Source organism: Bradyrhizobium sp. Gha (genome assembly GCF_900113735.1).
Classification (GTDB): domain Bacteria; phylum Pseudomonadota; class Alphaproteobacteria; order Rhizobiales; family Xanthobacteraceae; genus Bradyrhizobium.
Genome location: NZ_FOQM01000015.1, coordinates 149194 through 166144, shown reverse-complemented (window position 1 = coordinate 166144; position 16951 = coordinate 149194). Strand labels below are relative to the sequence as shown.

The window sequence follows — 16951 nt, the reverse complement described above, 5'->3', positions numbered from 1 at the left end:
AAAATCTGGACGCGCCCGAGCCAGTCCTTCAAGATCACAGACAGATGAGCCTCAGTCTATGCTAAGCGCTCAACCGGACAGCCGTGGGTCAAGCCGGGGCATGACAGCGGTATGTGGCGCGCCTAGCCCCCGCCCGGATAGTTCGGCGCCTCGCGCGTGATGGTCACGTCGTGGACGTGACTTTCGCGCAAGCCCGCGCCGGTGATGCGGACGAACTGCGCCTTGTCGTGCAGCTCCTTCATGTCCTTGGCACCGACATAGCCCATGGCGGCGCGCAAGCCGCCGGCGAGCTGGTGCATGACGTTGCCGACTGGACCCTTGTAGGGCACCTGGCCTTCGATGCCTTCAGGCACGAGCTTGAGCGTGTCCTTGATGTCCTGCTGGAAGTAGCGGTCGGCGGATCCGCGCGCCATCGCGCCGACCGAGCCCATGCCGCGATAGGCCTTGTAGGAACGGCCCTGCCACAGGAAGACTTCGCCCGGCGTCTCGTCGGTGCCGGCGAGCAGCGAACCGACCATCGCGATGTCGGCACCTGCGGCCAGCGCCTTGGCGAGATCGCCTGAGAACTTGATGCCGCCGTCGGCAATGACGGGGACGTCGGACTTCTTGGCAGCCTCGACCGCGTCCATGATGGCGGTGAGCTGCGGCACGCCGACGCCGGCGACGATGCGCGTGGTGCAGATCGAGCCCGGACCGATGCCGACCTTGATGCAATCCGCGCCCGCATCGATCAGTGCCTGAGCGCCTTCGGCCGTGGCGACGTTGCCGGCGACGACCTGAACCGAGTTGGAGAGACGCTTGATGCGGTTGACCGCATGCAGCACGTGACGGGAATGGCCGTGCGCGGTATCGACGACGACGAGATCGACGCCGGCATCGATCAAGCGCTCGGTGCGCTCGAAGCCGCTATCGCCGACGGTGGTGGCCGCGGCGACCCGCAGGCGACCCTGCGCGTCCTTGCAGGCGAGCGGATGGGCGACCGCCTTCTCGATGTCCTTGACGGTGATCAGGCCGACGCAGCGATACTGGTCGTCGACGACCACCAGCTTCTCGATGCGATGATGATGCAGCATTCGCTTGGCTTCGTCCTGGCTGACATTCTCGCGCACCGTGACGAGGTTTTCGTGCGTCATCAGCTCGGAGACTTTTTGCCGGCGGTCGGTGGCAAAGCGCACATCGCGGTTGGTCAGGATGCCGACCAGCTTGCCCGGCGTGTTCTTGCCGGCGCCGGTGACGACCGGAATGCCGGAGATGCCGTGGTCGCTCATCAACTTGAGCGCGTCGTCGAGCGTGGCGTCGGGGCTGATGGTGAGCGGATTCACCACCATGCCCGACTCATAACGCTTGACCTGCCGCACCTGGGCGGCCTGGCCTTCGGGATCGAAATTGCGGTGGATGACGCCGAGGCCACCGGCCTGCGCCATGGCGATCGCCATGCGGGCCTCGGTGACGGTGTCCATGGCCGAGGCCATGATCGGAATGTTGAGGGGGATCGCGCGGGTCACGCGGGAGCGGATGTCGACCTCGCCCGGCATCACGTCAGACAGGCCCGGCTTCAGCAGCACGTCGTCGAACGTAAAGGCTTCGCGGATGCCTTGAAGTTGCACCGTGGCCATATGCCAACTCCTTCCTGCGGCCGTGCCGCAAATGATTATGGATGAGCGCCACCCTCGGCGTACCTTGCGGCATCGCCTGAGAATCGGAGCCCATCGGTGGGGTTGACGCGGGTCGATAGCACGGCCGCGCGACGAATCAAAGCAAATCGGACCGCTGGCCAGCCATGCACAGGCTTTTTTCGTCAATTCAGCTGAGATAGCCGCCCCACACCGTCGTTCCGGGCTCGCGAACTTCGTCGCGCCGCGGAGTGACGAGGGCCAGGGTCAGAGCGGTGTTCCGCAGGATTTAGGTGCTATGCGTTGATGCGCAATGGCCCCGGCCTGAAGGCGGTGATAAGCCGGATTTCTCATCCTTCCCTTCTGATTTCCATTACCGATCCGTCATGGTCAACAAGCAACGCATCATTCCGCTGATCGTGGCCACTGCTCTCTTCATGGAGAACATGGACTCCACGGTCATCGCCACCTCGCTGCCGGCGATCGCGGCCGACATCGGCACCAGCCCGCTCACGCTGAAGCTTGCGATCACCTCCTACCTCCTGTCGCTCGCGGTGTTCATCCCGGCGAGCGGCTGGACGGCCGACAGGTTCGGCGCGCGCATGGTGTTCGCGATCGCGGTCGGCGTGTTCATGATTGGCTCGGTCGGCTGCGCACTGTCGGGCTCGGTCACCGACTTCGTGTTCGCGCGCATCCTGCAAGGCATGGGCGGGGCGATGATGACGCCGGTCGGGCGTCTCGTGCTGCTGCGCTCGGTCGACAAGAGCGCGCTGGTCAACGCCATGGCGTGGGTGACGGTCCCTGCCCTGATCGGTCCCGTGATCGGCCCGCCGCTCGGCGGCTTCATCACGACCTACGCCTCATGGCACTGGATCTTCCTGATCAACATCCCGATCGGGCTGCTCGGCATCTTCATGGCGCTGCGCTTCATCGATCCGATCAAGAGCGAGACGCAGGAGAAGTTCGATCTCTATGGCATGGTCCTTGCGGGCATCGGTCTCGCCGGCATCGCCTTCGGACTGTCCGTCGCCGGCCTCAATTTGTTGCCCTGGAGCACGGTTGCAGCGCTGGTCGCGGGTGGCGCGATCTCGATGACGCTCTACGTGATTCATGCCCGGCGAACGGGATCGCCGGTGCTGGACTTCTCGCTGCTGAGGCTGCCGACGCTGCGGGCGGCCATCGTGGGCGGCTTCATGTTCCGGCTCGGCATCGGCGCGCTGCCCTTCCTGTTGCCGCTGTTGATGCAGATCGGCTTTGGGCTGTCGCCGTTTCATTCCGGCCTTGTCACGTTCTCCTCCTCGCTGGGCGCCATGGGCATGAAGACGCTGGCGGCGCGTCTGATCCGCGCCTTCGGCTTCCGCAACCTGATGACGGTGAACGCGATCGTCAGCGCGTTCTTCCTCGCCGTCTGCGCGCTGTTCACGGTGACGACCCCGCTGCTGATCATCATGGTGATCCTGGTGGTCGGCGGCTTCTTCCGCTCGCTGGAGTTCACCGCCATCAACACGGTGGCCTATGCCGACGTTGAGAGCCCGCAGATGAGCCGCGCCACCACGCTGGTCAGCGTCAACCAGCAGCTCGCGGTCTCCGCCGGCGTCGCGGTCGGCGCCGCCTCGGTGGAGACGACGATGTGGCTCAACCACGTCAGCGAGATCAATGCCACGGTGTTCGCTCCTGCCTTCGTCGTGGTCGGGCTGACCTCGGCGGTCTCGAGCTGGTTCTTCTGGCAGATGCCAAGCGATGCCGGCCACGAGATCTCCGGCCGCAAGGCGGTCGAGGTCGCCAGTCGCAAGGGCGCCGCCAAGAGCGCGGCCACCGCCGCCGTCAAGGTCGCGACAGAGGATACCCAGGACATGCGGGATCAACGGCTTGGATAGTCTCTCTTCTCGTCATTGCGAGCCAATGGGTCCGCGCGAAGCGCGGCCCGATGACAGGCTCCGCGAAGCAATCCAGGATCCTTCCGCGAAAGCAGCCTGGATTGCTTCGTCGCAAGGGCTCCTCGCAATGACGGCGTTTGGAGTTACGCCTTCGCCTCGCCGCGAAATCCGGTCGCCAGCACATAGCGCTCCGACGAATCCTGCCGGCTGGCCGCCGGCTTCACGTGACGCACGGTCGCAAAGTCGCGCTTGAGCTGGGCGAGCAGATCGGCGTCGGCGCCGCTCTGGAAGGTCTTGGCGAGAAACGCGCCGCCGGGCTTGAGCACGTCGCAAGCGAACGCGGCCGCCGTCTCGACCAGGCCGACGATGCGGAGCTGGTCGGTCTTGCGATGGCCGGTGGTGTTGGCGGCCATGTCGGACATCACGATATCCGCGCCGCCGCCCAGCATTGCCGTGAGCTTGTCGGGCGCGTCATTGTCCATGAAATCGAGCTGCGCGAAGTCGACACCGGGAATGTCAGGCATTTCCAGCAGATCGATCGCGACGACCTTGCCCTTACCGTCGACCGAGCCGACGCGTTTGGCGGCGATCTGGCTCCAGCCGCCGGGCGCAGCGCCGAGATCGACCACGGCCATGCCCGACTTCAACAGGCGGAACTTGTCGTCGATCTCCAGCAGCTTGAACGCGGCACGCGAGCGATAGCCAGCCGCCTTGGCCTTGGCGACGTAGGGATCGTTGAGCTGCCGCTCCAGCCACAGCTTGGACGACAATTTGCGCTTGCCGCCGGTCTTGACCTGGACGTGCAAGCGGCCGGTGGTGTCTTTGGCCATCTCACCAGCTCCTCAGCGCGCCATCCTCGCGCATCATCTCGACCAGCATGCCCTCGCGCAGCCCCCGGTCGGCAACGCGCAGGCGCGGCAGCGGGAATGCATGCCTGATGGCGTCGAGGATGGCGCAGCCGGCGAGCACGAGATCGGCGCGCTCGACGCTGATGCAGCCATTGTTGGCGCGGTCCTCATAGCTCATGCCGAGGAGCTTGGTGATGGTCGCGCTGATGTCGGTGTCGTTCATCCAGATGCTGTCGATGCGGCGGCGGTCGTAGCGCACGAGATTGAGATGGATGCCGGCGAGCGTCGTCACCGTGCCCGACGTGCCGAGCAGATGCATGCCGGTGAGATCGCGGCCGTGCTCCGCGGCGAACGGCGCGACGTGGTTGGCAACCTCCCGCTCCATCGCGGCATAGATCTCCGGCGTCACGTCGCGGCCGCCGAACTGCTCGGCCAGCGTCACGACGCCGAGCGGGATCGACATCCACGCCTTGATGCGCGGTTCCGGATTTTGCGGGTCGCGCTCGATCCGCACCAGCTCCGTCGAGCCGCCTCCGATATCGAACAGGATGGCGCCCCTCCCCCTGGGATCAACCAGCGGCGAGCAGCCCAGCACGGCGAGCGAGGCCTCGGTCTCGCGGTCGATCACCTCGAGCTCGATGCCGGTCTCGGCCGCGACGCGGTTGCGGAAGCCTTCTGCGTTCGAGGCCGCGCGGCAGGCTTCGGTGGCGATCAGCCGCAACCGCCGCGCTTTCCGCAAATTGATCTTGTCGCGGCAGATGCTGAGCGCCGCGATGGCGCGATCGATCGCGGCCTCGCTGATGCACCCCGTCGCCGAGACGCCCTCCCCGAGCCGGATGATGCGCGAGAAGGAATCGACCACACGAAAGCCGTCGTGGGTCGGACAGGCGATCAGGAGCCTGCAATTGTTGGTGCCGAGGTCCAGCGCCGCATAGACGCCGGTTCCCGCTTGCGCGGGGACGGCAGGCTCAGTGGCCAATGCCACCGCCGCCATCGACCCCTCCAGCTCACCGTGCGGCACATGGCCGTCGCGGAGCCCCGTGTGGTCATTCATACAAACTGTCTTTCCGCGGCCGGTCGGGCCGGTCTGGAATTGATTTTTCGCCTGAAACATTACCAGCGCGGCTGACATGCGCAACATCGCATCACATAGGACCATGCCCATTCGTGCGTTGTCGTGAACGCAGTGGCGGGTTATCTCAGAGGTCCCGGTCCCCCAGGCGCCCACATCTCGCGCAATTGCCGGCTTTCAGGTCATTTCCATGCAAGAACACACCAAATCCTCGACGCTCGAAAACGCTATTGCACTGCAAAAATACGGCGTCGGGCAGCCGGTCCGCCGCAAGGAAGACGACACGCTGGTGCGCGGCAAGGGCCGTTACACCGACGATTTCAACCTGCCTGGCCAGGCCTATGCCGTGATCGTCCGCTCGACCCATGCCCACGGAATCATCCGCGGCATTGGAACCGATGCTGCCAAGGCGATGCCGGGCGTTCTGGGGGTGTGGACCGGCAAGGACATCGACGCCGCCGGCTATGGTCCCTTCACCTGCGGCCTGCCGCTGAAGAGCCGCGACGGCACGCCCCTGCGCCAGACCAACCGCCAGCCGCTGGCGACCGACAAGGTCCGCTTCGTCGGCGATCCCGTCGCTTTCGTGGTGGCGGAGACGCTGGCCCAGGCGCGCGATGCGGCCGAGGCGGTCGAGCTCGATATCGAGCCGCTGGCCGCGGTGACCGATCCCGAGGAGGCGGCAAAACCCGGCGCGCCGCAGCTCTACGACCACATCCCCAACAATGTCGCGCTCGACTATCACTATGGCGACGCGGAGAAGGTGAACGCGGCCTTCGCAAGCGCAGCCCACGTCACCAGGATCGACATCGAGAACACCCGCGTTGCCGTGGTGTCGATGGAGCCGCGCGTCGGCCTTGCCTCCTACGACAAGGCGAGCGAGCGCTACACCATCCAGATGCCGACGCAGGGTGTTGCGGGCAACCGCGCCAACCTCGCCAAGAATTTGAAGGTGCCGAACGAGAAGGTGCGCATCCTCACCGCCAATGTCGGCGGCTCCTTCGGCATGAAGAACGTCAACTACCCCGAATACATGTGCATCCTGTATGCGGCGAAGGCGCTGGGACGCCCGGTGAAGTGGCTGGACGAGCGCTCCACCAGCTTCCTCTCCGACAGCCACGGCCGCGCCCAGCGCATCCATGCCGAGCTGGCGCTCGATGCCGAGGGGCATTTCCTCGCGGCAAGACTCTCCGGCTACGGCAATCTCGGCGCCTACATCACCGGCGTGGCGCCGAGCCCGCTCTCGCTCAACACCGGCAAGAACTTCTCCAGCGTCTATCGCACGCCGCTGATGGCAGTCGACATCAAGACGGTTCTGACCAACACGACGCTCATGGGCGCCTATCGCGGGGCCGGCCGGCCGGAGGCGAATTACTACATGGAGCGGCTGATCGACCGCGCCGCCGATGAGATGGGCATCAACCGCCTGACCATGCGCAAGCGCAACTTCATCAAGCCGAACCAGATGCCGTTCGCGGCCTCGTCCGGCGTCACCTATGACAGCGGCGACTTCCAGGCCGTGTTCAACAAGGCGCTCGAACTCTCCGACCACGAGAATTTTGCCAAGCGCAAGAAGGAAAGCAAGAAGGCCGGCAAGCTGCGCGGCATCGCTGTCGGGTCTTATCTCGAGGTCACCGCACCGCCAGGCCCCGAGCTCGGCAAGATCGTGTTCGAGCCCGATGGCAGCGTGCAGCTGATCACCGGCACGCTCGACTACGGCCAGGGTCACGCCACGCCATTCGCACAGGTGCTGTGTGAACAGCTGGGCGTCCCCTTCGAGAGCGTGAAGCTGGTGCAGGGTGACAGCGACATCGTCCATACCGGCAACGGCACCGGCGGCTCGCGCTCGATCACCGCGAGCGGCATGGCGATCGTGGGGGCCGCCAAGCTCGTGATCGAGAAGGGCAAGCGCGCCGCCGCACATGTGCTGGAGGCTTCCGAAGCCGACATCGAGTTCGCCGACGGCAGCTTCACCATCGCCGGCACCGACCGCAGCATCGACATCATGGAGCTCGCCAAGCGCCTGCATGACGGCAAGGTGCCTGATGGCGTGCCTGACAGCCTCGACGTCGACCACACCAGCGATCCCGTGCCCTCGGCGTTCCCAAACGGCTGTCACGTCGCCGAGGTCGAGGTCGATCCCGAGACCGGCGTGGTGCAGATCGTGCGCTACAGCGCGGTGAACGACTTTGGCACCGTGATCAACCCGATGCTGGTCGCCGGCCAGCTCCACGGCGGGGTCGTCCAGGGCATCGGACAAGCATTGATGGAGCATGTTCGCTACGACGAGAGCGGGCAGCCCATCACTGGCTCGCTGATGGACTACGCCCTGCCGCGGGCGGAGGACGTGCCGAACATGACGGTCGGTGACCACCCGGTGCCGGCGACGACCAATCCGCTCGGCAGCAAGGGTTGCGGCGAAGCCGGCTGTGCCGGCAGCCTGTCGACGGTCGTGAACGCGGTGCTCGATGCGCTGTCGGATTACGGCATCAAGCAAATCGACATGCCGCTGACCCCGGAACGGGTGTGGCGGGCCATTCAGGACGCGAAGGGGAAAGCGTAAGGGACGTCCCTCTGCCTCCACAACGATGCTGTCATCGCCCGGCTTGACCGGGCGATCCAGTACTCCGAGGCAGCCGTGAGGCGCTGATGGGCCGCGGCGTACTGGATGCCCCGCCGTCGCGGGGCATGACACCGCTTCTGTGGTGACGGCCTTGCCTTCTCCCCGCGCTACGCCGCGGCCTCTTCGCGCGGTTGGTAGATTGCGGTGTGCTGGCAATGCGCGACCGGCGTGGTGCCGTTGGCGACGACGAGCGCGTCAAGCTCGACGAAGCGGTGGCCCTTCTTCTCGTAGTTCGCGGTGACCCTCGCCCGCGCTGCGATCTCGTCGCCGGCGCGCGCGGCGCACAGCAACTGCATGCGGCTGCCGACGTGAATCCACGGGCCGAGAATCGTGTTGTCGGTCAGCACACGGTTCATGACGCGCTGGATCAGGCCGGGATGCCCGAGCCCTTCGCGCGCGAAGATCGGATCCGTCTCCCTGATATCGGCGAGATAGCCGGTCGCATCTGGCCCGGACCAGCGGCGCGGCGTCGTCCCCAGCCATTTGCCTGTTGCGAAGATCTCAGAACTGACCGGCTTGCGATCGGCCACGGCGCGGACTTCGACATAGTCACTCAACGATACCGCGGGCGCGGCCGCCGGCAGCGACGCCGTGCCCGTGGCGCAGAGCTCGGCTCGGCTGAACACCTCGATCGTCAGCAGGCCGTTATGCTCGGTGGCCTCGACATCGGCGGTCTCCCCGTCATAAACAGGCTTGATGAAGCGCGCCTCGACCAGCCCGCGCGACAGGAAATCGCGGCCCCAGTGCGCCAGCGGTACGTGCATCATGTAGGCGAAGACATCGACGCCCGGGACCAGCCCGCCGGAGAAGCCGAAGCGGCGCGCCACCGCGTCGTCGTGCATCTTGTTTTCGGACTGCTTTGCGGTGTTGTAGGCCTCGACGCGGTAGGTTTCGAGCCGGTGCGGCATTGCGCATTTCCTCATATTTCTTGTTGTTTAGGGCCGATCGTAGGGCCTCGGGAACACCGGTCAATCCCCTCGCCTTTGCGGCCCGAATGGGGTACCACGCGGCGAATGACCGACACCCCCACCCGCATCTATGTCGACGCCGACGCCTGTCCGGTGAAGGACGAGATTTATCGCGTCGCGCTCCGCCACGGCGTGCCCGTGAGCGTCGTCGCCGGCAACTTCATTCGCGTGCCGCAGGACCCGCTGATCGAACGCATCGCGGCAGGTGCCGGCATGGACGCGGCCGACGACTGGATCGCGGAGAGGGCCAAGGCCGGCGATGTCGTCATCACCTCGGACATCCCGCTGGCGAGCCGCTGCGTGAAGGCCGGCGCCGACGTGATCGCACCGAGCGGCAAGCCGTTCACCGAAGAGTCGATCGGCATGACGCTGGCGGTGCGCAATCTCATGACGGATCTGCGCTCGGCCGGCGAGGTCACCGGCGGCCCGCGCGCGTTCTCGCCGCGCGACCGCTCGACATTTCTCTCGGCGCTCGACCAGACGCTGCGCCGGATCCAGCGTCGCCGCGCCGATCAGGCCGCAACAAGTCAGGGCTGAGGATGGCGCCGCCGCTGATCCAACTGAAAGACGTCAAGCTCACCTTCGGCGGCACGCCGCTGCTGTCGGGCGTCGAACTCAATGTCGCGCCATCCGAGCGCGTCTGCCTGATCGGCCGCAACGGCTCGGGCAAGTCGACGCTGCTCAGAATCGCGGCCGGCCTGGTCGAACCTGATGGGGGCACCCGCTTCGTGCAGCCCGGCGCGACCGTTCGCTATCTGCCGCAAGAGCCCGACTTCGGCGAGCACGACACCCTGCTCGCCTATGTCGAGGCCGGTCTCGCGCCCGGCGACGATCCGTATCAGGCGCGCTACCTGGTCGAGCAGCTCGGGCTCACCGGCAACGAAAACCCGGCCAACGTCTCCGGCGGCGAAGCCCGCCGCGCGGCGCTGGCACGGGTGCTGGCGCCCTCGCCCGACATCTTGCTGCTGGACGAGCCGACCAACCATCTCGATCTCTCCACCATTGAATGGCTGGAAAGGGAGCTCGACTCCCGGCGCAGCGCGCTTGTCATCATCAGCCACGACCGCCGCTTCCTCACCAATCTGTCGCGCTCCACCGCTTGGCTCGACCGCGGCAAGATCAAGCAAATCGACCGAGGCTTTGCCTCGTTCGAGAGCTGGCGCGACGAGGTGCTGGCGGAGGAAGAGCGCGACCAGCACAAGCTCGACCGCAAGATCGTCGACGAGGAGCACTGGCTGCGCCACGGCGTCTCCGGCCGGCGCAAGCGCAACGTCAAGCGGCTCGGCAATCTGCACGCGCTGCGCGACCAGCGCCGAAATTACCGCGGCACCGCCGGCAGCGCCAATCTTGCCGCGGCGGAAGCAGAGCAATCGGGCAAGCTCGTGATCGAGGCGAAGGCCGTCACCAAGGCCTTTGGTGCGCGCGTGATCGTCGATAGTTTCTCCACCCGGATCCAGCGCGGCGACCGGCTCGGTATCGTTGGCCCGAACGGCGCCGGCAAGACCACGCTGGTCAATCTGCTTACCGGCGGCATTCAGCCGGATTCCGGCACGGTGCGGCTCGGCGCCAATCTGGAGATGGCGACGCTCGACCAGCACCGTGAAAGCCTCGACCCGAAATCGACGCTGGCCGAGGCGCTGACCGGCGGCCGTGGCGACCAGATCATGGTGGGCGGCAAGCCGAAGCACGTCGTCGGCTACATGAAGGACTTTTTGTTCGCCCAGGAGCAACGCAACACGCCCTTGGAGGTTCTGTCGGGCGGCGAGCGCGGCCGGCTGATGCTGGCGCGCGCGCTGGCAAAGCCCTCGAATTTGCTGGTGCTGGACGAGCCGACCAACGATCTCGACCTGGAGACCCTCGACGTGCTCGAAGACATGCTCGGCGACTACGAGGGCACCGTCATACTGATCAGCCATGATCGCGACTTCCTCGACCGCGTCGTCACCTCGGTGATCGCGCCGGAGGGCAATGGCAAGTGGATCGAATATGCCGGCGGCTATAGCGACATGCTGGCGCAGCGTGGCGCGGATTTGAGGCGCGAAACGTCGAAGGCGCAAGCTCCTGCGGAGAAGAAGGAGGAGCGCCCCGCTGCTGCCTCGTCCGCTCCCAAGCGCAAGCTCAGCTTCAACGAAAAGCACGCGCTGGAAACGCTGCCGAAGAGGATGGAGACGCTGCATGCCGACATCGCAAAGCTGCAGCGTGTGCTTGACGATCCCAATCTCTATGTCAGGGATCGCAAGACATTCGACGATACCTCGGCCGCGATCGCCAGGGCACATGACGAATTGTCAGCAGCTGAAGAGCGCTGGCTTGAACTTGAAATGCTTCGCGAAGAGATAGAACAGGCTTGACCCATGACAACGACTCTTGCTGCAAAGATCGCCCGCGAATACGGCACGCCGTGCGCCGTCATCGACATGGACAAGGTCGAGCGCAACATCGCGCGGATCCAGAAGGCTTGCGACGCCGCCGGAATCGCCAACCGGCCGCATATCAAGACGCACAAGAACCCGACCCTTGCCAAGATGCAGATCGCGGCGGGCGCCAAGGGCATCACCTGCCAGAAGATCGGCGAGGCCGAGATCATGGCCAATGCCGGCATCGATGACATCCTGATCAGCTACAATCTGCTTGGCGAAGAGAAGATGGCGCGGCTGGGCGCGCTGAATGCCAAGACCAAGATGACGGTCGCCGCCGACAATTCGACCGTCGTTGCTGGCCTGCCCAAGGCCGCCGCGGCCTCGGGCCGTCCGCTCTCGGTCGTTGTGGAATGCGATACCGGGCGCAAGCGCGCGGGCGTCGAGACGCCGGCGGAGGCGATCGCGCTCGCGCGCGAAATTGCCGCGTCCAAGGGCTTGGAGTTTGCCGGTTTCATGCTCTACCCGACCGAAACAGGCTGGGGCGATGCGCAGACATTCTTCGACGAGGCGCTGGCCGGCGTGCGCGAGCACGGGCTTGACGCAAAAATGGTCTCGACCGGCGGCACGCCGAACCTCGTCAACATCGGCAAGCTCAAGGGCGGCACCGAGCACCGCTTCGGCACCTATATCTACAACGACCGCATGCAGGTCGCGGCCGGCTCCGCCACCTGGGACGATTGCGCGCTGCACATCTATTCGACAGTGGTGAGCCGTGCCGCCCCCGAGCGCGGCATTCTCGATGCCGGCTCGAAGACGCTCACGACGGATACCGGCGGCCTCGACGGCCACGGCCTGATCCTGGAGCACCCCGAGGCCAAGATCGCCCGCTTCGCCGAGGAGCACGGCTTTCTCGACCTCTCCCGCAGCAACACACGACCAAACGTCGGCGACGTCGTCCGCATCGTGCCGAACCACGTCTGCGTCGTCGTCAACATGATGGACGAAGTGGTGATGGTGCGCGGCGAGGAGATCATCGGCACGCTGCCGGTGGCGGCGCGGGGAAAGCTGCGCTAGGCGCGAATGAGAGCCTGAAGCTCGCGATCGAGGCCCTCGCGGAACAAGTTGATCGGGCGGGCCAGCCGCCCGGCCGGTGGGCGATGCACCAGCCATGCGCGCACCGCGGGATTGAAATCACGTGCAACAACCGGCTTCAGCTTGGTGCGGAACGCGCTGCGCTTCAGCGCAAGCGGCGTTACCAGCCCGACACCAAGGCCGCGCGCCACGAGCGACAGGCGAAGCTCGCTGTCGAGCGCCTCCACGGCGACGGTGAACGGCAGATGTTCGGCATCAAAGCGGCGCTTGAGGGTGTCGCGAAAGCCGCAGCCGTCCTGGTTGATCACCCATGAGAGCTGCGACAGGTGTTCCAGATCGACGGTGCGGGGAATCTTCATCTCGCGCGCGACGACGAACATCACCGGCTGCGAACCGAGATCGTCGGCGACGAGATCGGCGGGCGGGGCCGCACCATCGGGCAGGCAGATCGCGGCGGCATCCAGCTCGTTGCGGCTGACACGCTCGATTTGGTTGGGCGACCAGCCCGACACGACGCGCACGCTCAGCGCCGGAAATTCGGCACGCACCGAATCGAGCGGCGCGCTGAGCCCGGCCTCGGAGAGGAACGGCGTGAGACCGAGCCTGAACTCGCCGCGAACCACACCGTCATTGGCGACGCCGGCCTTGAGATCGTCCAGCATTCTGAGCAGGCGCCGGCCCTGCTCGTAGGCCTCATGACCGGCGGCCGTCGGCTTCAACGGTTTCGACAGACGGTCCAGCAATTGCGCGCCCAGCATCTCCTCGAGATTCTGGATGCGCCGCGTTACGCCGGGCTGCGTGAGGTTGAGACGCATCGAGGCCGCAACGATGGAGCCGGTCTCGACTACGGCGACGAAGGCGACGAGATCATGGGTATTCATGAGAGACACGCATATTCTTTATAGACTTAATTGATTTGTAGCATATTAGAGCTCCCGCTTAAAGAGGGCCCACGCATCCAGTCCGCGAGGCCCCATGACCATCTCCGAAACCACCAAGCTTGCCTCCCCGAAGCAGCTCGCCGAGCGATCCCTGATCTGGCTCGGCGCGATCACCACGGGCGTCGTTGTCACCAATCTGTTCGCGCCGCAGATTCTGGTGGGCCTGATCGGCCGATCCCTGGCCATGACCGCCTTTGAGGCCGGCCTCGTCAGCACGTTGACCCTGCTTGGTTATGCACTCGGCCTGGTTTTGCTGGTGCCGCTCGTCGATCTCATTGAGAACCGGCGGCTGATCCTGCGGACGCTCGGCTGCGCGATCGCCGCGGCTCTGGCGACCGCGCTCGCGCCGTCACCCGCGCTCCTGTTGCTCGCCACGTTCATTCTCGGCGCCTCCTGCGCGGCGATCCAGATGACGGTTCCTCTGGTGGCCTCGATGGTCGCAGCTGAGCGTCGCGGCCAGGCCATCGGCGAGGTCATGGGCGGACTCATGATCGGCATCCTGCTGTCGCGGCCGGCAGCGAGCCTGATCGCCGACCTCTGGAGCTGGCGCGCGTACTATCTCGCCTCGGCCGCTCTGATGACAGTCCTGGCCGGCGCACTCAGCCGCTTTTTGCCAGCGCTGCAACCGGCCACCCGGGTAAGCTACGGGGAACTGCTCGGCTCGTTCCCCAGACTGCTGCGGGAAGAGCCTGTGCTGCGCGTGCGGGCCTGGACGGCTTCGCTGGTCATGGCATCCTTCACAGCATTCTGGTCCGCGGTTGCACTGCGCCTGCCGGATGCACCGTTCATGCTCGACGCCAAAGGCATTGCCGCTTTCGCGCTGATCGGCGTGGCCGGCGCCGCGGCGACACCGCTCGCCGGCCGTTGGGGTGACAAGGGCTGGGCACGCCCGATGTTCTTCGCGGCTCATGTGTGCATCATCGGCTCCCTGGCTCTTTGCGCCTGGGCGGGCATGATCGAGTCCCGTACCGCTGCCCTGCTGGTGTTGGGCCTCGGCACCATCCTGCTGGATGTCGGCATCACTGCCGACCAGACACTCGGACGCCGCGCCGTCAATTTGCTGCGCCCCGAGGCGCGCGGCCGCATCAATGGCCTGTTCGTCGCGCTGTTCTTCATCGGCGGGGGCATCGGAGCTGCAACAGCGTCACTGGCTTGGAGCTATGGCGGTTGGACCGCGGTCTGCGCCGTTGCAGCGGCGTTTGGTGTGCTCGGCCTCCTCACTGATCTGCTGACCAAGACGGGCACATCATGATCGGGATGGTGCCAACCAGTGCAGCACACCCCTGCCCGCAGCCGCTCCCGTGGCAAACGAGGCCTGCAGGAGATAGCCGCCGGTCGGCGCCTCCCAGTCCAGCATCTCGCCGGCGGCGAACACGCCGGGCAGTTTGCGCAGCATGAAATTTTCGTCGAGCTCGTCGAAGGCAATGCCGCCCGCGGTCGAGATGGCGCGGTCGAGCGGAGCGACGCCGGTGAGCTGAACCGGAATGGCGTTCACCAGATGCGCCAGCTCCACCGGCGAGAACACGGCCAGTTGCCGGCCGGACGCAATGGCCGTTTCCTGCATCAGGCCAATGCCGACCGGCGACAATTGCGCCGCCTTGCGCAGGAAATTTGCGAGAGACTGCTTGCCGCGCGTGCCTGACAGGCGCGTGGCCAGCACCTCCGTGGTGAGATCCGGCCTCAATGCGATCGTCAATGTCGCCTGCCCGATCCCCAGCACCGCCTCGCGCAGCTCCGCCGATAGCGCATAGATCGCGCCGCCCTCGATGCCGGCCCGGGTGATCATTGCTTCCCCGCGCACCGTGTGCGTGCCGACCGTCAGCGCCACGCCCTTGAGCGGCTGGCCCTCAAAGCGATCGCGGAAGACGTCGGACCACGAGACCGTGAAGCCGGAATTGGCCGGCCGCAGCTTTGAGACAGCAATGCCTTTTGCGGCGAGACAATCGACCCACGCGCCATCCGAGCCGAGCCGCGGCCAGCTGGCGCCCCCCAGCGCGAGCACGGTTACCTTGGACGCGACGGCTCGCGCGGCGTCGGGCGTTTGAAATTGCAACCGCCCCTGATCGTCCCAGCCGGTCCAGCGATGCCGAAATGCGAACTGCACGCCAGCGGCATCGAGCCGCCGCAGCCAGGCGCGCAGCAAGGGTGAGGCCTTGAAGGTTTTCGGAAATACCCGCCCGCTGCTGCCGACGAAGGTCGGCTGTCCAAGCGCTGCGCTCCAGTCGCGCAGCTTATCGGGCGGGAACGCCTCGACCGCGGAGCGCAAGTGCGGCATCGCTTCGCGGTAGCGGGGGAGGAAATCCGCCAGCGGCTCGCTGTGGGTCAGGTTGAGCCCACCGCGGCCAGCCATCAGGAATTTGCGGCCCGCAGACGGCATCGCGTCGAAGACGGTGACGCGGGCGCCGCCCGATGCGAGCACCTCCGCCGCCATCAGCCCGGCGGGACCGGCACCGATGACGGCGACGTCGGTCAGAGCTTGATCCCCGCCCGCGCCGCGGCCTGCGCCACGTATTTCTGCGTCTGCTCGAATGCGCCGGCCAGCGCCTTGGCCTTCGACATGTCGCTGATCTCGGCGAAATGCGCGGCGACTGCGTCAGGCGTCCACTCCGACTCCGGCAGGTTGATGCCTTCGCTCTCCAAAATCTTGATCACGGCGAAGGAGCCCGCCCCGGCGCCCATGATGGTGCGGGTCGGCGCGTCCTCGCTCAGCATGTACTCGACCGCGGGCGTGATCGCGTTGGGCTTCATCAGTTGCAGCGCCTGTGGCGGCAGCAGCTCCTCGGTCATGCGGGTCGCCGCCGTGGGCGAGATGATGTTGACGCGGATGTTGTTCTTGCGGCCTTCCTCGGCGAGCACGTTCATCAGACCGACCATGCCTGATTTCGCCGCGCCGTAATTGGCCTGGCCGAAATTGCCGTATAGGCCGGAGGATGAGGTCGTCAACACGATACGACCATAGTTGCGGTCGCGCATGCCGGCCCAGACCGCCTTGCAACAATAGAACGTGCCGACCAGATGCACGTCGAGCACCTTCTGAAAATCGGCCGCTTCCATCTTGCCGAACGACTTGTCGCGCAGGATGCCGGCATTGGCGCACATCAGATCGACGCTGCCCCATTCCCTGGTGGCGCGCTCGACCATGGCGGTGACCTGCTCGAAGTTCGAGACGTCAGCGCCGTCGGCCATCGCCGTGCCGCCCGCTTTGCGGATCTCCTCGACCACCGCTTCGGCCGGCGAGAGCGAACCACCGCTACCGTCGCGCGCGCCGCCGAAATCGTTGACGACGACCTTCGCGCCGCGGCTGGCAAGGCCCAGCGCATGCGCGCGTCCGAGACCATTGCCGGCGCCGGTGACGATGGCGACGCGTCCGTCGAACCTGATTGGCATGATGCTTCCTTTCTTCCTTCTCCCCTTGCGGGAGCAGGTGGCGCGAAGCGCCGGATGAGGGGTATTTCGCAGCAGCCGAGCTCGTGGAGAGATACCCCTCACCCGGCTTCGCGTTCCGCGAAGCCACCCTCTCCCACAGGGGGAGAGGGTAAAAGCGCTCCGCGAGAGATTTG

At 65.9% G+C, this 16951-nt stretch carries 13 protein-coding genes; 6 read left to right on the top strand and 7 right to left on the bottom strand.

Annotated features, from left to right (window positions below; genetic code table 11):
* Positions 1-122 precede the first annotated feature (122 nt).
* On the bottom strand, positions 123-1616 hold the full coding sequence (gene guaB, locus BM222_RS19690) for an IMP dehydrogenase (protein WP_092230511.1): 1494 nt from the start codon (positions 1614-1616) through the stop codon (positions 123-125).
* 383 nt (positions 1617-1999) lie between these two features.
* Here guaB and BM222_RS19685 point away from each other — a divergent pair, with 383 nt between their 5' ends.
* Complete coding sequence (locus BM222_RS19685; protein WP_092230503.1) at positions 2000-3490, top strand: MFS transporter; 1491 nt, start codon at positions 2000-2002, stop codon at positions 3488-3490.
* 143 nt (positions 3491-3633) lie between these two features.
* Here BM222_RS19685 and BM222_RS19680 read toward each other — a convergent pair whose 3' ends face one another.
* Together BM222_RS19680 and BM222_RS19675 are read right to left on the bottom strand one after the other, a co-directional pair.
* Entirely contained in the window at positions 3634-4320 is a 687-nt protein-coding gene (locus BM222_RS19680; RefSeq protein ID WP_092230499.1) for an RlmE family RNA methyltransferase, read from the bottom strand.
* 1 nt (position 4321) lies between these two features.
* Positions 4322-5392, bottom strand: coding sequence for a Ppx/GppA phosphatase family protein (locus BM222_RS19675; RefSeq protein ID WP_092230560.1), 1071 nt, complete (start codon positions 5390-5392; stop codon positions 4322-4324).
* A 208-nt stretch (positions 5393-5600) separates the two neighbouring features.
* On the opposite strand from BM222_RS19675, the gene BM222_RS19670 reads away from it, so the two are divergent.
* Complete coding sequence (locus BM222_RS19670; RefSeq protein WP_092230496.1) at positions 5601-7970, top strand: xanthine dehydrogenase family protein molybdopterin-binding subunit; 2370 nt, start codon at positions 5601-5603, stop codon at positions 7968-7970.
* A 167-nt stretch (positions 7971-8137) separates the two neighbouring features.
* Here BM222_RS19670 and BM222_RS19665 read toward each other — a convergent pair whose 3' ends face one another.
* A complete protein-coding gene (locus tag BM222_RS19665) occupies positions 8138-8938 on the bottom strand; it encodes a hotdog family protein (RefSeq protein ID WP_092230493.1) in 801 nt (266 codons plus the stop codon).
* A 105-nt stretch (positions 8939-9043) separates the two neighbouring features.
* Here BM222_RS19665 and BM222_RS19660 point away from each other — a divergent pair, with 105 nt between their 5' ends.
* The 3 genes from BM222_RS19660 to BM222_RS19650 are packed head-to-tail and all read left to right on the top strand — an operon-like array spanning position 9044 to position 12432.
* Positions 9044-9535, top strand: a complete 492-nt coding sequence (locus BM222_RS19660) for a YaiI/YqxD family protein (RefSeq protein ID WP_092230490.1) — start codon at positions 9044-9046, stop codon at positions 9533-9535.
* 2 nt (positions 9536-9537) lie between these two features.
* Positions 9538-11349, top strand: coding sequence for an ABC-F family ATP-binding cassette domain-containing protein (locus BM222_RS19655; RefSeq protein ID WP_092230487.1), 1812 nt, complete (start codon positions 9538-9540; stop codon positions 11347-11349).
* Positions 11350-11352: 3 nt separating this feature from the next.
* On the top strand, positions 11353-12432 hold the full coding sequence (locus BM222_RS19650; RefSeq protein ID WP_092230479.1) for a D-TA family PLP-dependent enzyme: 1080 nt from the start codon (positions 11353-11355) through the stop codon (positions 12430-12432).
* Here the strand turns inward: BM222_RS19650 and BM222_RS19645 are convergent.
* Positions 12429-13331: a LysR family transcriptional regulator gene (locus tag BM222_RS19645; protein WP_092230477.1), complete on the bottom strand. Its 903-nt coding sequence runs from the start codon at positions 13329-13331 to the stop codon at positions 12429-12431. The two genes, BM222_RS19650 and BM222_RS19645, sit on opposite strands and share 4 nt — an antisense overlap.
* Before the next feature lie 94 nt (positions 13332-13425).
* Between BM222_RS19645 and BM222_RS19640 the strand changes: the two genes are divergently transcribed.
* On the top strand, positions 13426-14643 hold the full coding sequence (locus BM222_RS19640; RefSeq protein WP_092230472.1) for an MFS transporter: 1218 nt from the start codon (positions 13426-13428) through the stop codon (positions 14641-14643).
* Here BM222_RS19640 and BM222_RS19635 read toward each other — a convergent pair.
* Together BM222_RS19635 and BM222_RS19630 are read right to left on the bottom strand one after the other, a co-directional pair.
* Positions 14638-15864: a BaiN/RdsA family NAD(P)/FAD-dependent oxidoreductase gene (locus BM222_RS19635; protein ID WP_092230471.1), complete on the bottom strand. Its 1227-nt coding sequence runs from the start codon at positions 15862-15864 to the stop codon at positions 14638-14640. The genes BM222_RS19640 and BM222_RS19635 overlap by 6 nt on opposite strands.
* Positions 15861-16778 carry an SDR family NAD(P)-dependent oxidoreductase gene (locus tag BM222_RS19630; RefSeq protein ID WP_092230469.1) on the bottom strand — a complete coding sequence of 306 codons (918 nt, stop codon included), beginning with the start codon at positions 16776-16778 and terminating at the stop codon, positions 15861-15863. The genes BM222_RS19635 and BM222_RS19630 overlap by 4 nt, the downstream gene beginning before the upstream one ends.
* Between the last annotated feature and the right edge of the window lie 173 nt (positions 16779-16951).

What these genes read in the sequence shown, in the direction of transcription:
- guaB (WP_092230511.1), bottom strand. Translation starts at nt 1,616, where the DNA reads ATGGCCACGGTGCAACTTCAAGGCATCCGCGAAGCCTTTACGTTCGAC.
- BM222_RS19685 (WP_092230503.1), top strand. Translation starts at nt 2,000, where the DNA reads ATGGTCAACAAGCAACGCATCATTCCGCTGATCGTGGCCACTGCTCTC.
- BM222_RS19680 (WP_092230499.1), bottom strand. Translation starts at nt 4,320, where the DNA reads ATGGCCAAAGACACCACCGGCCGCTTGCACGTCCAGGTCAAGACCGGC.
- BM222_RS19675 (WP_092230560.1), bottom strand. Translation starts at nt 5,392, where the DNA reads ATGAATGACCACACGGGGCTCCGCGACGGCCATGTGCCGCACGGTGAG.
- BM222_RS19670 (WP_092230496.1), top strand. Translation starts at nt 5,601, where the DNA reads ATGCAAGAACACACCAAATCCTCGACGCTCGAAAACGCTATTGCACTG.
- BM222_RS19665 (WP_092230493.1), bottom strand. Translation starts at nt 8,938, where the DNA reads ATGCCGCACCGGCTCGAAACCTACCGCGTCGAGGCCTACAACACCGCA.
- BM222_RS19660 (WP_092230490.1), top strand. Translation starts at nt 9,044, where the DNA reads ATGACCGACACCCCCACCCGCATCTATGTCGACGCCGACGCCTGTCCG.
- BM222_RS19655 (WP_092230487.1), top strand. Translation starts at nt 9,538, where the DNA reads ATGGCGCCGCCGCTGATCCAACTGAAAGACGTCAAGCTCACCTTCGGC.
- BM222_RS19650 (WP_092230479.1), top strand. Translation starts at nt 11,353, where the DNA reads ATGACAACGACTCTTGCTGCAAAGATCGCCCGCGAATACGGCACGCCG.
- BM222_RS19645 (WP_092230477.1), bottom strand. Translation starts at nt 13,331, where the DNA reads ATGAATACCCATGATCTCGTCGCCTTCGTCGCCGTAGTCGAGACCGGC.
- BM222_RS19640 (WP_092230472.1), top strand. Translation starts at nt 13,426, where the DNA reads ATGACCATCTCCGAAACCACCAAGCTTGCCTCCCCGAAGCAGCTCGCC.
- BM222_RS19630 (WP_092230469.1), bottom strand. Translation starts at nt 16,778, where the DNA reads ATGCCAATCAGGTTCGACGGACGCGTCGCCATCGTCACCGGCGCCGGC.